Origin of the sequence: Chloracidobacterium validum (assembly GCF_018304825.1) — a bacterium.
Taxonomy (GTDB): domain Bacteria; phylum Acidobacteriota; class Blastocatellia; order Chloracidobacteriales; family Chloracidobacteriaceae; genus Chloracidobacterium; species Chloracidobacterium validum.
Genome location: NZ_CP072648.1, coordinates 1,771,221 through 1,784,747 on the forward strand (window position 1 = coordinate 1,771,221; position 13,527 = coordinate 1,784,747).

Consider the following 13,527-nt stretch of genomic DNA (forward strand, 5'->3'; position numbering starts at 1 on the left):
AGAAACCGCCCAACGAAACCTTTGGGAACCTTTTGGGCAAGTGAGTGTCAGTGGGTTATACCGACTGCGCCTTGGGTTGGCCCGTTGGGTTCATTTCATCTGGAGTTACCTCATGCTGCCGGCTTCTGAACTCCATTTACGATTCGCGCTGGACACAACCGGCATTGCGGCCCCTGAAACCGCGCAGCCGCTTTCCATCGCCGAAGTTGAGCTACTGGATGGCATTCGAGCCGGCAGCCACGCGGCTTTTGAAACTCTGGTCACAGCCCACCAGAAGCCCATCTACAACTTGCTGTTGCGCGTGCTTGGCGACCCAGAGGATGCCGCCGATGTTCTGCAAGAAACATTCTTGAGCGCCTACCGTGGCGCCCAGACATTTCGCGGTGACTGTGACATCCGCACTTGGCTCTACCGGATTGCCGTCAATCGCGCTGCCAATCACCGCCGGTGGTGGCGCTGCCGACGGCAAGCATCAACCGTTTCGCTCGATGCCGAACCGGAAGACGGGCAGTTGTCACTCTCGGAAACACTCGCCGCACCGGACGCGACCCCGGAGCAACAAGCCCTCTGGCGCGAGCGTCAGGCTCAGGTTCTGGCCGCACTTGCCACGCTCAAGTTTGATTTTCGGGTTGCCGTGGTCATGCGTGATATTCGCGGCATGAGTTATGAAGACATTGCATCGGCACTGGAACTTTCCATGGGGACGGTCAAATCGCGCATTGCGCGCGGACGGGAGATGCTCCGCGCCGCGCTCAACCTTCCGCCCCGAAAGGAGTCTCGGTCATGATGGATGACAGACCGACGGTGATTTGCGATGCGCTTGCCACCTTGCCGGAAGTTGTGCCGCCAGCGCACCTCCATCGCCAGATTGTAACCGCTCTCGACTTGGAAGCCGCACGTGGCAAGCAGCGGCCAACCTGGCGGCAGCGCATCACCAGACATCCCAAACTTGTTGGCTATGGGCTGGGGTTGGCGGTGGCGACCTTGTTGTTCGGCAGCTTGTCCGTCACTGTGTGGACACCACTCCAGCGCCTGATGGCCACACCGGACTATGCCATCGTGTACGTTCCGCACCCCCAGCCGCATCGCTTTGTTGGGGGACTCACCACAACCGCGACGCTGCCCCATCTCACCAGTGGCAACGGATTTGACACACTGCCGGCCGGACTGGCCACACGCCCCGAAGGCATGCTGGTGATTGCCGAGATTTCACCATCTGGTGAAGCGCGGTGCGTAGATGTCGTCGAACCTTACGCGGACGCCTCACTGGTAGCCGCCGTGGATCATGCGCTCCAGCGCATGACGTTCCATCCGGCAACACAGGCCAATGGGCAGCCGGTGGCGGCCCGAATTGCCTTCTATCTGGAGCAAGTCGCCATCCGGGGCTGAGGCCTGTTCGTTCACGCTGCGGCCAAGCTGGCAGTGGCACGTCCTTCAGGTTCAGAGTGGCGTGGGGCGGACCCCCTCCACCCACACGTCGCCATCTTCAAAGTGTTCGTGCTTCCAAATCGGAACTGTCATTTTGATTTGATCGATCCCAAACCGACAGGCGTCAAACGCAACGGCCCGGTGCGCCGCCGTCACCACCACCAACACGCTTGTTTCGGAAATCATGAGGCGGCCGAGGCGATGCACCAGTGCCAGGCGGTCAATGTCAGGATAGGCAACACGCGCTTCTTCGGCGACACGGCGGAGCATTTTGAGCGCCATCGGTTCGTAGGCTTCATAGTCAAGAAAGCGCGTCTGACGCCCCTGCCAGTTGTTACGGACAACGCCCTCGAAGGTCGCCACCGCGCCAACGCAACCACGTAGCAACTGACGAACAATTGTCGGCGTGTCAATCGGCACATGGATCAATCCGATGATGTCGCCGGTGGACAAAACTTCCATACTGGTCAGCCTCCGGCAATGGGTGGAAACACGGCCACGTCGTCGCCCGGCTTGACCGGCGTCTCGGCTGAAGCGTATTCCTCGTTCACGGCCACCAGTAAACTGCCGCGCAACGGCGCAAGCTGCGGATACTGCCGGCAAACGGCTGCCATCACCTCGGCCGCCGTCGTTGGGACGACCACCTGCACTGGGGCGACCGACGCTCCCACGAGCGCACGGCACTGACCAAACACCAAGACGTTGAGCGTGATCGGTTCAGGTGTCATGATGGTTGACGACAAAATCACCAAATGCGCTTTGAAGCAAGCCGACGGCGAGGATGGCTGCCGTTTCGGCACGAAGGATGCGCGGACCTAACTTCAGACAAACCGCGTTGTGAGCCTCGGCCAACGCCTGCTCGGATTCGCTCCAACCACCCTCTGGGCCAACCAGGGCAACAACTGCTGCTGGGCAGGGGCCAACTCGGTTGACGGCCATTGACCAATCCACGCCTTGCCGTTCCGTGAAAAAAAACTTGACGCCTGGCATCGTCAGTACATCCGCCAACCCATGGGGTGATGCAATGGCTGTCAGGTGACTGCGACCGCACTGCTTTGTCGCCTCGCGGCCAATGCGCCTCCACCGCTCAAGCCGCTCTGATGCGCCGCGCAGCACACTTGGTTCAACATGGCGTGTCGTGAGTGGGATGATACACGTCACCCCAAGTTCGACGGCCTTCTGGATGACCCACTCGAACTTGTCGGACTTGAGCAACGCGACGCCCAAGGTCAGCGCCAGTGGTGATTCGCCCGTCACCGGCAGCGCCGGCCCCAGCGTCAGGCGGACCCTGCGCTTTGACACTTCAGCCACGGTCGCTTGGAACACCCGTCCACAGCCGTCAAACACGCTCACCGTCTCACCCACCTGGACGCGCAGAACCTGGCGGGCATGGTGGGCTTCGTCATCCGGCAAGCACACCGACTCGGCTGTAAAGTTTTCTAACGGCGCGTAGAAACGATGTCCTGGCATAACCAACTACGTCTCGTCTTTGGCTTGGCGGCTGGTAACAATGACGGCCAACATGACCAAGGCTTCAATGACTCCGGCTAATCCGGCTGATACGCCAACGGCCCGCTGCAAGCCGGCCGCGCCAACTTCCAAAGCTCCAAAGGCAACTGCCGACGGGATCACGGCCAGCGGATGCTGCCGGGCGAGCAAGGCGACAGCAACGGCCATATACCCGTAACCGGGCGAAAACTGTTCATAAAGTCGGTGACTGACGCCAAGCACCTCAACGCCGCCCGCCAGCCCGGCGCAGCCACCGCTCACCGCCAGCGCCAACCAAGTCATCTGCCGGGGCGCAATTCCGGCCGTCCGGGCAGCCGTCGGGCTGCTGCCCATGACCCGCAGGCGCAGCCCTAGCGGTGTGTAAAACAACCATACATGAGCCGCGAGGGCCAGGGCCAGGGCAATGAAGCTCCCACTGTGGAGGCGCGTCGGCGGCAACCAGCGCGTCAGCCAGAGCGTTTCCGGCAGCATGTCGGTTTGCGGGTAACTTTTCGCTGACTCTTGCAGCGGGCCGTGAACCAACCAACTCACCAGCCAGAACGCAATCGCATTGAGCATCAGGGTTGAGATCACTTCGTTGACACCACGGGCGGTTTTGAGCCAGGCCGCCATCAGGGCCCAGGCGCTGCCGGCCAACACCGCGCCGAGCAGAACCGGTAAGACGGCCCAGGACGCTTGCGCCGGCAACCCCAGGCACACGGCCGCCAACGCGCCGATCAACATCTGCCCTTCGGCGCCAATGTTGAACTGTCCGCCGCGGAAGGCCAGCGTGACACCCAAGCCACAGAGCGCCAACGGCGTCGCCTTGACCAGGGTATCGGCAATGGCAAACGGCCCCCCCAGCGCCGAGCTGCCCATCACCCAGAGCGCCGGGAGTGGGGCATAACCGGCCACCCGCAGGACGAGCAAAGTGGCCGCCAACGCAATCAGGAGCGTCAACCCGGTGCGCGCCGCTGAACGCGCCATCTCAGCCCACCGTGCCATGACGCTCCCAAATGGCTTCGTCACCCGCCATGAGCCGCCCCACATCGGCAAGTGGTACATCAGGCGTTAGCGGCCGCGATAGCCGCCCACCCTGCAAAACCGCGAATCGGTGACAACGGGTCAGAATTTCATCCAGCTCATTGGAAATCAGAACGACGGACATCCCTTGACGGCAAGCCGACCGCAACGCCCGATGAATCGTCGCCACGGCAGCAATATCAACGCCCCAGGTCGGATTGACTGCCACCAGCAGGCCCGGCCGTTGACCCAGCTCACGGGCGACGAGGAGTTTCTGCTGATTGCCGCCGGAAAGCGTCCGAACCGGGCGCGTGGACTGTGGCGCGCGAATATCGAAGTCTCGCGTCAGCGTTGCGACGTATTGCCGAACAGACCGCTGACTGAGAAAGCCTCCCCACCGCCGCCAGTTCGAGGCTGCCTCGTCCCCAAGGATGGCATTCTCGGCTACCGACAGGTCGAGCGCCAGACCGGCCCGCCGCCGGTCAGCCGGGATGTAGCGCACTCCGGCCACCATCCGCGCCCGTCGTCCATCCGGTGCCGGCCGGCCGTCCAGCCAAAGCTGACCGGTCATGGGGCGCAGTCCGACCAGAGCTTCGGCAAGCGCCGTCTGTCCATTGCCATCCACCCCGGCAATGCCGAAGATTTCTCCCCGGCGCACCTCGAATGACACGTCATACACTCCGGCATCGGCCTCCGCACCCGCGACAGTCAAGCGTTCGACGCGCAATCGAATCTGGTCTGCCAAAGACGCCGTCGGTAACGTGGGCGCTTCCTCCGGCAAGTCGGCCAAGTCACCGCCAATCATGGCTGCGGCCAGCGCATCCACCGTGACATTGGGCGGCGTGTATTCCGCCACGACTCGTCCCTGGCGGAGCACCGTGATGGTGTCGCACAGGTCGAGCGCTTCGCGCAGTTTGTGGGTGATGAAGACGACGCCGGTTCCGGCCGCGCGCAACTCGCGGATGAGATCAAAGAGCGTGGCCGCTTCGGGCGGCGTAAGGACGGCAGTTGGCTCATCGAGCAGCAAGAGCCGGGCCTGGCGATACAGCGCCTTGAGGATTTCGACGCGCTGCCGCAGTCCGACCGGCAACGCGCCAACCGTCACGTCCAGCGTATCGAGCAACCCCAGGCGCGCCGCCACGGCGCGCAGCCGGGAGGCATCTGGCGCACGCTCGCCAAGCCAGACGTTTTCACGAACCGTAAAACTATCCACCAAGTGAAAGTGTTGGTGAACCAAACCAACGCCGGCAGCGATAGCGTCGCGGGGCGAAGCGAACTTGAGCGGCTGCCCGTCGCGTTCGAGCCTTCCCCGGTCAGGGTGGACCGCGCCGAACAAAATGTTCATGAGCGTGGACTTCCCGGCTCCGTTTTCACCCAGGATGCCGTGAACCTGGCCAAGCCGTAGCGTCAGCGAGACCCCATCGAGGGCCTGGACGGGGCCGTACCGCTTGGCAATATCCCACAGCGCAAAAGTCGCCAACGTCTAGGGCTGCTCCTTGAAAACATCAATTTCACCTTTTTGAATCGCCAACGTGAGCGCATTGAGCTTGCTTTCGATGTCTTTCGGGATGAAGCCCTTCTTGATGGCAAAGCCAACGGCGTTGTCCCGGATGCCGAGGTGGACGACCTCACCTTTCTGCTCTTTTCGCAAAATGCGGCGCACGACTTCGGCCAATCCCTGCGGGTTGCTCGTCGGACTGCCCACGATGTGGTCCGGCGCAAGGTGGGACTGATCCTTTTGCATGCCGAAGGCACGGATGTTGCGCTCCTTGACAGCCTGGAAAACGCCAGCCGCCGCCGCGTCGCAATCATGGATGAGAAAGTCCGCGCCTTTATCAATGAGCGCTAGAGCTTGTTGGCGCGCAGCGGCGGTGTCGGTCCAGTTTCCAATGAAGACCACCGGAACGTCCATCTTCGGGTTGACGGCACGCGCGCCGTTCCGAAAGGCATAGAGGTTGCGCGCCGAAGCCGGAATCTCCTGCCCACCAACCGCGCCGGCCCTGCCGGTTTTGGACATCAGCCCAGCAATTGCGCCCGCCAAGTACGAAGCCTGCCCGGTATCAAAAACCACGCTCACCACGTTAGGCGCGGCGCGGTCGCCGGCCGTGACGACAAAAGTCGTCTGGGGAAAATCGCGCGCCACCGACAGCGCCTGATCGGTGAACTCGCCGCCATGGCCAATCACGACATCAAAGCCCTCCTGCGCAAAGGCCCGAAAGCCCTGCTCCCGGTCCGCCGGGCTGTCATTCACCTGTTGCTGGCGTACCTCGCAGCCCAGCTCTTTTTCGACGATCTTGAGCGCGTCATAGCCAAACGCATTCCAACCGTCGTCGCTAATTGGCCCCGGACTCAGCAGCGCCACACGCGGTTTTTTTTCACTGGCGGGCGGTGAAGCTGATGACTGGGAAGCCGGCGCGGGGTTGCCCGCCTCCGGCGCTTTGCCGCCGCAAGCCGCGCCGACCAGAAGCCAACTGAAGCTCAAGGCGCAAAGCAACCAAGACCGCTTTGGCAAGCGGCGAACGACACAGGTCACAGATAGCATCACGGTAGTCTATCGGGTGAGATCAGTGGGGTTGAAGCAGGGGGCGCTTCTGCCGCTTCACGCGAACTCAACCGCTCACGCGCGATTTCAATCACGGCCGGCAGAAGTGAAACCATGATAATCCCCAGCACAACCAGCGAAAAGTTCTTCTTGACGAAGGGGATGTTGCCGAAGGCATAACCGGCGTAGGTCATCGAGGCAATCCAGAGCAGGCCGCCAATGACGTTGTAAAACAGGAACTTTGGATAGTGCATGGCGCCAATCCCGGCCACAAACGGCGCAAAGGTGCGCACAATCGGGACAAACCGGGCAATAATGATCGTCTTTGCGCCATACTTGGCATAGAAACGCGCTGTCCGGTCGAGGTGGCGCCGGTCAAAGAACCGGGATGTATCGCTACGAAACACCTTCGGCCCAACTTTCTTGCCAATCCAGTAATTGACCGTATCGCCCAAGATCGCGGCGATGCTGAGGAGAACTACCACTAGGTGAACATTGAGCACGCTGGTTGGGGTTGCGGCCAATGCGCCGATGGCAAAGAGCAACGAGTCGCCCGGCAAAAAGGGCGTCACCACCAGGCCGGTCTCACAAAAAATCACCAGAAACAGCAGCACGTACAACCAGCCGCCAAGCTGGCCGCCCAGGGCATTGAGGTGCTTGTCGAGGTGCAGGACGAGGTCGAGCAGGTATTTGAAAAACTCCATAAATGATTCGCTGCAGACTGGTCAGCGGCGTCGAGCCGGCGAAGATGGCGTGGCTGCCGATGGCTTGGCGACCGGCTCCTCGGGTGGTTCCAGCGTCCCAGGCACGAAGACCGCCGGAAGTTCCCGCATCTCCCGTCCGTCGCCGGTCACGATTCGTTTGAGTGACGATTGGCGATAGTCAGCGTCCACGATGGTCAAGGTATAGCGCCCTTCCTGCTGCGGCTCAAGCAAGTTGGGCGTCAGGTAAATGATGCGCCGCTCCGGTGGCGCGCCATCTGGCGTCCGTGGATAGAGTTCGATTTCAGCACGCAAGTCGTAGAGCGTCTCGTCGGTAATGTTTTTGACCACCCCGGCAATGGTCACCGTGCGGACAATTTTCCCGGTCGCGCCCTTGGGAGCGGATGAGTAGGCATTGGCGTACTGTCGCACCTCAACCTGCTTGACTGGAACGGGCGGTGGGGGAGGTGTTTCAATCCCCAGTCCGCGTGGGAGCGCGGCCACCCGCTCAGCCCAGGTCGGCGGAAGCACGCGGCTGCGGATTGCCGGGAAAAAGACCACCACAACGCTTCCCAGCAGCAGCATGAACACGACAAACCCGACCCCTAGCCACAGGGCTTCACGCCCAATACCAGTTGGGCGGTCATCGCCAAGAAAATTCGGCGGCGCAATGGGAGTTGCGTTGGGTGATGGGCTGGGCGCCGCCACTTTGGGCACGAACTGCACCGGCAGTGGCGGTGCAGCGTCCGCTAAATCGGAGGTAGCGGCGGCAGCCGACTCGCCACGCACAACCTCCTCTGGCAAACGAGCTGTCCCAGGCGGCGCAATGACAGCCGTGCGAACAGCCGGCACAGGCTGGGTCAAGGGGGTCGTTTCACTTGGCGGCGGACGTAGCGTTTTTCGCTGGGCCGGGAGCCGCTCGGTGAGCGCGGCGCTCGGCTTAGGAGACGCTGACGGATTGGTTTCAAGCTTTCCAGTTTCGCGTTTTGGGGTGTTGAGCGCCCTTGAGGTTGCCGTCACTGGGACGGTTGTCTCAGCGGGCGGCGGCGTCAGTGGCGAGGTCGTGCCGTCCAGGGGAGAGGTGGTTTTGGGCAATGGCGCGGCTACCGGGTGTGCTAACCGAGCCTGAATGTCCTTGGCCAGGGAACTCACGGATGGGGTGGCTTCCGCCGCTGCCGTCGGCAGGGGTGAAGCAACAGTGGACTTTGAGGCGTTGTCCTCAGCCACCTGACGCGATGCGGACGACACCGATTCGGCAGCGCGCTCGGTGGATACCGCCGCCAAGTCATCAGCCGTAATCTGCGGACGAATTTCAACCGGGAGCGACGGCTCCGGCAATGGAGCAGTTTGTTGTTCGGCGGCCGGCGCGTTGACAACCGCCACGGGCGGGCGGGCGCCATCGGCTCCAGCGGCCGGCGTCACAGACGGCGGCGCCGCCGGCTCACCTGGCTCGACCAATCCAAGCAGTCCATCATCACCAACATCACGGTTATCCGTGGACGTTTGCAACTGGCGCAGGGCAAACCAGAGCAACGCAATCGCCAGCAGAACAAAAACAATGACCACCGTCACGCTAATCACGCCCCACCAGTTGGCAGCTAGTGCGCGTGGAAACCAGCCAGTCACCAATGCGTAAAGTGAGTTCATCAGGATTCGCCATTCAAGTGTTTGATGATGGCTTCAAGGATTTCATTTTCCTTGACACCGCGCGAGGGGCACTCAACCCACACGCCGCCGGTTTCGGTCTGGTATTCGCCTTCAATGCGCGCATAAACGGTCAGCCGCGTCCGCTGTGGGTCAAGGGGTAGGGCTTCCAGCTCGAGCGCATAGCGCCCACGTACCCAAGTGAAGTTACGCCCACCCGGACGCCGAGCAATGAACTCCAGATTAGAACCTGAGGTGAGCGCGCCACGGGTGAAAATCACCGGCTGGGTCACGAGGCGTCCGGGCTTCTCGGCGCTTAGCTTCTCATCAATGATGAGTTCGCGGTCACTCAACACCTGCTTGATGGACTCAAGCAGTGTGTCGCGTGGCACGGTAAAGGTGTAGGGGTTGGGCAGCATGGGCTTTTTTTCCTTGCCACGCCCCCAACTAATCTGCCCGGCGGCGGGCGTAAGCGACAGGCTACTGACCGCGCCCAGGAGCAGCCCGACCACAAGTAAGCGTCCAACAAAATTCGCCATAATGGAAACCTCTGGGAACCTTGCGCGTCCCCGGATTCGGAAATCAGGATGACCGACGGCGCCGGCACGCTCGCTTTCCACGCCACCTGCGCCAGCGTGCTATGTTAGCATTTCACGCCCAACGTCAGCTTGTGTTCAAGCGATGTCGGCCTGAGGCAAAACGTTTTCCCGGTAGGGCTTGAAAACATGGCGGTTGATTTTTCCGTTGGCGACTTTCAGCGCGCAGACGACATCGCGTGGATCCTTGAACACTGCCGCCGCATCGCGGTCGTTGGACTATCGTCCAAGCCGACGCGCGCCAGTCATGGCGTGAGTCGGGCCATGCTCGAATGGGGTTATGACATCGTACCGGTCAATCCGCTAGAGAAGGAAGTGTTCGGACGTGAAAGTTATCCTGACTTGGCGGCAGTGCCCGGCGAGATTGACTTGGTCAACGTGTTCCGGCGGTCGGAAGATGTGCCGCCGATTGTGGAAGCAGCTATCGCCAAGGGGGCGAGGGCGCTATGGCTCCAGTTAGGCGTGACGCATCCGAGTGTTCAGCAGGCCCGCGCGGCTGGACTGCGGGTTGTCGTGGATCGGTGCCTGATGGTTGAGCGTCAACGTCTTGGCTGACGCAGTTGACCCGGTACAGATACAACGCTATGGCTTCTTCAGCGTAAACGACTCAAAAAAGCGCTGCACATCGTCGCGATCAAGCTCGATAGGCAAGGTCGTCACAACCGCCAACTGATAGAGGCGCGGCCGAGCAAAGATAAAATCCACCCGTCCGAAAATGGCTTTGTCGTCGCGTACGCCACCAAAAAAGACGGCGCGGGCGGGGTGTCCCTGCACAATGTAGCGGTCCTCTTGCTCGATAGCCCCTTTGTAAGGCCGCAACAAGGCATCACGGGCCGCGTCCATCACTTGGTCAGGGGTGGCATTTCCCAGCTCAGGGCGTGTGAATGTTCGGACGGCGACGCTGCACACCGTCTCGTTGGCCGACGTACTCGTAAAGGCCAGAACCGCGCCGTTGGGGCTTTCCTCCCGCTTGGGCTGCTCGAAGCCACGCGGCAGGCGGACGCGGAAGCCTCCATCGGCTGAAATCAGTTCAAAGCCGGTGCGTGGTTTTTCGTCGGGGCGCTCTCGCTGGCGTCCGCTCTGGGCATAGAGCGGCGCAAGCACTGTGGCGAGCAGCGTCACCAGCCAAGCGATTCGGAGGGATTTCCAGCGGCGCGGCCATGTCTGGTGCCGTGACAGGTGTTGGTCATTGGGTCGGGTCTTCATCAGGGGTTCTCAGGAACGTGACTGTAAACGCGCAAGACTTGCCCATCGGTTTCAAAGGTGACAGCGCCATCCCGTCCGGTATGCCACTGCCCAGCGCGGGGCAGCACGCTGGCGTAACGATTCACGACTTCCACGTGGGGATGCCCAAACGGCGATTGTCGCGGGGCGCTAAACACGATGTGCGACGCCTGGGTAGCGGCGATAAAGTCCGCCGAACTCGAACTGCGGCTTCCGTGATGCGGCGCTTTGACCACGTCACAGGCAAGTTGAGCGCCGCGCGTCACGAGTTGACGCTCACTGGCGGCTTCAATATCGCCAGTCAAAAGCAGTGACCGGCCACCATAATCCACACGCAAAACCAAGGAATCATCGTTGGTTCCGGTCGGCGGCGCGCCGGCCGGTGGCCACAGAAACGTCAACTTTACGTCCCCAAGTCGCGCTTCCCGTCCGGCGTGAACGACTTGGCGCGGAATGCCATGCCGCTCAAGCCCTTGGATAAACCGCCGAAACACTGTGTCTTCAGGGCGCGCCACGCCGTGCCAGGCCTGACCAATGGAGATGCTGTCGGCCAGTACGCCGAAACTGCCCACGTGATCGGCATCGGGATGGGTCGCCACGATGGCATCCAGCCGGGCAATTCCCCGCGCCCACAAGCACCGCGCCACCACCCGTTCGCCGAGGTCCACGACATCTTCCCGGAACGCATCCGGCCGTGGCGGGCCATAGTCCACCCGCCCACCACTGTCCACAAGCAAGGTTTCACCGGTCGGAAATTCCAGCAAGATGCAATCGCCTTGTCCCACATCAAGGAAGGTCACGCGCAACCAGCCGGGCAGTGGCGCGCGCCAGGCACGTGGCGGGCTGACGGACAACCAACCAAACGCGATACACAACAAGATCCCAGCAACCATTGGCCTAACTTGGGGACGAACCGGGGGAGCAGCCAATGGACGCCAGTGATGGAGTGACCGAACAACCAAAAAGCACCCAAACGCGAACCCAACATAAATGCCAACGCCCCAGCCTTCCCAATGCGGAATCCGCCAGCTTCCCCACTGACTCCCAACCTCAGCTACCCACACGACCCACTGGACGCTCGACGCAACCAGCCACTTGAACGGCGCTACGGCGAGCGGAAAGAGTCCGAGAACAAGGAAGTAGCCCAGTGTGGCGAGCAAGACCACCGTGAGGAGGAGTTCTGCCGCAAGTGTCGCCACGCCACCGCCCGGCGTGATGCGATTGAAATAGGACAGGTTGATTGGAAGGAGCAAAACCTGAATACAGGCGCTGGCCAGTAACAGCCCAAACACCCAGCGCACCCCGGTCTGGAGGTTCCATGCGCCCCGGCCGACCCGTTCGAGCCGCCGCGCCCAGGGAGACTTGTCCAAGCGATAGGTGACCGGCTCGCGGCGCATCTGTTTTTGAAATTCGGATTCCTGCCAAAACAATGCTTCGGCAAAGCGGCGGACCACCCACGGTGCATGCGGGGGGTAGGGCGTGATGCGCGTTGGTCGCCATGCGCCAATCGCCCGCAGGCGGGCATACAGTGGCGCGGCAACCCCGACCAGCGCCAGGACCGCGCCAAACGTCAACTGAAAGCTAGGGGCAAAAAGATTCGACGGCTGCACAACAAGCAAGACGCAAGCGCAAGCGCCAAAGACATTCAGCCAATCCGGCTCACGGTAGGCCAAGCGCGTCACTTGCCACACCGAGACGGCAACGGCAGCACGCCAAACTGGCGGCTCAAGGCCAACCAGGATGGCATAGCTCCACACCGCCAGCAGGACGCCAAGCGACGCTAACCACCGGTGGCGTGTCATCCGTGACAGCAACCACGTGACGAGACCGGCAACCAGCGCAAAGTGTGAACCCGAAATAACCAGCAAATGAAACGTGCCACTTTGCCGAAACGCAGCGGCCCAGGTTGCGTCTAGGAAACGGTCACTCCCAAAGACAACCCCGGCCAGCAGACCGCTGGTCCGCGCATCGAAGTCACGTTGCACTTGATGGATGGCATACCGGCGAAGCTTGCGCAACCAAGCGCCATGGCCGGCGCGGACACCAGGCCGGCGGGTAACCGTGATGACCGAACCTTGCGCGTCATAACCTCGCCAATCGAGATAGTCGCCAACGGCGTGACTGCCGGGATTGCGGTACCGTCCCTGGCGGTTGAGCGTCACTGTGGCGCCGAGCAGCTCGCCAGGTTCGAACGCCAGTCGTTCCCATTCCAGCAAGTGCTCAGGGCGTGTCAATGGCAGCGTGAGGCGAACCCGCCCAGAAACCGGCTCCGCCGCTGCCTGATTGGCGGTCCAAGAAGCGGAGTGATTGGATAATGACCTATTCTGGTCTGATTCACCAGGAAGCAAGGTCATGACCTCCAAGTCGAAGGTGACCCGCCCGACGGCTGGTTCGGGCCAATCCGCAAGGTAGCCGGTGATAAGCAGCGGCGTTTCTGGCGCCAGTGTCCGCAGCCGGACACGAACCCGGTCAGGCAACTCCCGGCGATACCGTTCAAGGGAGGCACCCCACGCCCCACCTAAAACAATGCACAGCGCCGCCAAACGCAGTCCAGCCATCGGTTGAAAGGTGATTCGACGGCGGTACACAGCCCAATACAGCCACAGCCCAGCCAACCCACATCCCCAGAGCCAAGGCGGCGTATGAGGTAAACCAGCCTCTCCGAAAACACCCAAACTGAACCAACCAGCCGCGACCAAGAGCGGGGCGCGAATCAATAAACTTGGTGGGCCCGGTGGTGGGAAGCTGTTGCTTGACATGGTTGCAACCATTCCCTTAGTTTCCATCCTAAAGTTGGAAAAGTTATCTCCGCGCGGTTTCAGTTGGGTTGTTCTGCACGCTCCATGAGCCCCGGTTAGGTTGATCATTTACCCCAGGGTGT

The 13,527-nt window shown here is 61.6% G+C and carries 14 protein-coding genes; 3 read left to right on the top strand and 11 right to left on the bottom strand.

All coding sequences use genetic code 11. From position 1 onward, the window contains the following. Positions 1-112: 112 nt before the first annotated feature. Entirely contained in the window at positions 113-787 is a 675-nt protein-coding gene (locus tag J8C06_RS07395) for a sigma-70 family RNA polymerase sigma factor (protein WP_211428078.1), read from the top strand. After that, positions 784-1,389, top strand: coding sequence for a hypothetical protein (locus J8C06_RS07400; RefSeq protein ID WP_211428079.1), 606 nt, complete (start codon positions 784-786; stop codon positions 1,387-1,389). Before J8C06_RS07395 ends, J8C06_RS07400 begins: the two co-directional genes overlap by 4 nt. Positions 1,390-1,440: 51 nt before the next feature. On the opposite strand, the gene J8C06_RS07405 is transcribed toward J8C06_RS07400, so the two are convergent. The 9 genes from J8C06_RS07405 to J8C06_RS07445 are packed head-to-tail and all read right to left on the bottom strand — an operon-like array spanning position 1,441 to position 9,365. Beyond that, positions 1,441-1,890: a molybdenum cofactor biosynthesis protein MoaE gene (locus J8C06_RS07405; protein ID WP_211428080.1), complete on the bottom strand. Its 450-nt coding sequence runs from the start codon at positions 1,888-1,890 to the stop codon at positions 1,441-1,443. 5 nt (positions 1,891-1,895) lie between these two features. Then, entirely contained in the window at positions 1,896-2,156 is a 261-nt protein-coding gene (locus J8C06_RS07410) for a MoaD/ThiS family protein (protein ID WP_211428081.1), read from the bottom strand. Next, on the bottom strand, positions 2,146-2,898 hold the full coding sequence (locus J8C06_RS07415) for a 16S rRNA (uracil(1498)-N(3))-methyltransferase (protein ID WP_211428082.1): 753 nt from the start codon (positions 2,896-2,898) through the stop codon (positions 2,146-2,148). Before J8C06_RS07415 ends, J8C06_RS07410 begins: the two co-directional genes overlap by 11 nt. A gap of 6 nt (positions 2,899-2,904) precedes the next feature. Then, on the bottom strand, positions 2,905-3,921 hold the full coding sequence (locus J8C06_RS07420) for an ABC transporter permease (RefSeq protein ID WP_211428083.1): 1,017 nt from the start codon (positions 3,919-3,921) through the stop codon (positions 2,905-2,907). Further along, the gene (locus J8C06_RS07425) at positions 3,905-5,419 is read right to left on the bottom strand and encodes an ABC transporter ATP-binding protein (RefSeq protein WP_211428084.1); all 1,515 of its coding nucleotides are present in this window, start codon (positions 5,417-5,419) and stop codon (positions 3,905-3,907) included. Before J8C06_RS07425 ends, J8C06_RS07420 begins: the two co-directional genes overlap by 17 nt. Before the next feature lie 3 nt (positions 5,420-5,422). Then, positions 5,423-6,421: a BMP family protein gene (locus J8C06_RS07430; RefSeq protein WP_211428085.1), complete on the bottom strand. Its 999-nt coding sequence runs from the start codon at positions 6,419-6,421 to the stop codon at positions 5,423-5,425. A 59-nt stretch (positions 6,422-6,480) separates the two neighbouring features. Continuing rightward, positions 6,481-7,185 (bottom strand): DedA family protein, encoded by a 705-nt coding sequence (locus J8C06_RS07435; RefSeq protein WP_211428086.1) that lies wholly within the window; start codon positions 7,183-7,185, stop codon positions 6,481-6,483. Between the two features lie 21 nt (positions 7,186-7,206). Next, positions 7,207-8,829 (bottom strand): hypothetical protein, encoded by a 1,623-nt coding sequence (locus tag J8C06_RS07440; RefSeq protein ID WP_211428087.1) that lies wholly within the window; start codon positions 8,827-8,829, stop codon positions 7,207-7,209. Continuing rightward, positions 8,829-9,365, bottom strand: a complete 537-nt coding sequence (locus tag J8C06_RS07445; protein WP_211428088.1) for a hypothetical protein — start codon at positions 9,363-9,365, stop codon at positions 8,829-8,831. Before J8C06_RS07445 ends, J8C06_RS07440 begins: the two co-directional genes overlap by 1 nt. 186 nt (positions 9,366-9,551) lie before the next feature. On the opposite strand from J8C06_RS07445, the gene J8C06_RS07450 reads away from it, so the two are divergent. Next, on the top strand, positions 9,552-9,977 hold the full coding sequence (locus J8C06_RS07450; RefSeq protein ID WP_211428089.1) for a CoA-binding protein: 426 nt from the start codon (positions 9,552-9,554) through the stop codon (positions 9,975-9,977). 27 nt (positions 9,978-10,004) lie between these two features. Here J8C06_RS07450 and J8C06_RS07455 read toward each other — a convergent pair whose 3' ends face one another. Next, on the bottom strand, positions 10,005-10,628 hold the full coding sequence (locus tag J8C06_RS07455; protein WP_211428090.1) for a hypothetical protein: 624 nt from the start codon (positions 10,626-10,628) through the stop codon (positions 10,005-10,007). Further along, positions 10,628-13,513 (bottom strand): ComEC/Rec2 family competence protein, encoded by a 2,886-nt coding sequence (locus J8C06_RS07460; protein WP_343216845.1) that lies wholly within the window; start codon positions 13,511-13,513, stop codon positions 10,628-10,630. Before J8C06_RS07460 ends, J8C06_RS07455 begins: the two co-directional genes overlap by 1 nt. Positions 13,514-13,527 lie beyond the last annotated feature (14 nt).

Bases quoted from the DNA above. Each gene is read 5' to 3' on its own strand.
- J8C06_RS07395 (WP_211428078.1), top strand. From the start codon at position 113: ATGCTGCCGGCTTCTGAACTCCATTTACGATTCGCGCTGGACACAACC.
- J8C06_RS07400 (WP_211428079.1), top strand. From the start codon at position 784: ATGATGGATGACAGACCGACGGTGATTTGCGATGCGCTTGCCACCTTG.
- J8C06_RS07405 (WP_211428080.1), bottom strand. From the start codon at position 1,890: ATGGAAGTTTTGTCCACCGGCGACATCATCGGATTGATCCATGTGCCG.
- J8C06_RS07410 (WP_211428081.1), bottom strand. From the start codon at position 2,156: ATGACACCTGAACCGATCACGCTCAACGTCTTGGTGTTTGGTCAGTGC.
- J8C06_RS07415 (WP_211428082.1), bottom strand. From the start codon at position 2,898: ATGCCAGGACATCGTTTCTACGCGCCGTTAGAAAACTTTACAGCCGAG.
- J8C06_RS07420 (WP_211428083.1), bottom strand. From the start codon at position 3,921: ATGGCACGGTGGGCTGAGATGGCGCGTTCAGCGGCGCGCACCGGGTTG.
- J8C06_RS07435 (WP_211428086.1), bottom strand. From the start codon at position 7,185: ATGGAGTTTTTCAAATACCTGCTCGACCTCGTCCTGCACCTCGACAAG.
- J8C06_RS07440 (WP_211428087.1), bottom strand. From the start codon at position 8,829: ATGAACTCACTTTACGCATTGGTGACTGGCTGGTTTCCACGCGCACTA.
- J8C06_RS07445 (WP_211428088.1), bottom strand. From the start codon at position 9,365: ATGGCGAATTTTGTTGGACGCTTACTTGTGGTCGGGCTGCTCCTGGGC.
- J8C06_RS07450 (WP_211428089.1), top strand. From the start codon at position 9,552: ATGGCGGTTGATTTTTCCGTTGGCGACTTTCAGCGCGCAGACGACATC.
- J8C06_RS07455 (WP_211428090.1), bottom strand. From the start codon at position 10,628: ATGAAGACCCGACCCAATGACCAACACCTGTCACGGCACCAGACATGG.
- J8C06_RS07460 (WP_343216845.1), bottom strand. From the start codon at position 13,513: ATGATCAACCTAACCGGGGCTCATGGAGCGTGCAGAACAACCCAACTG.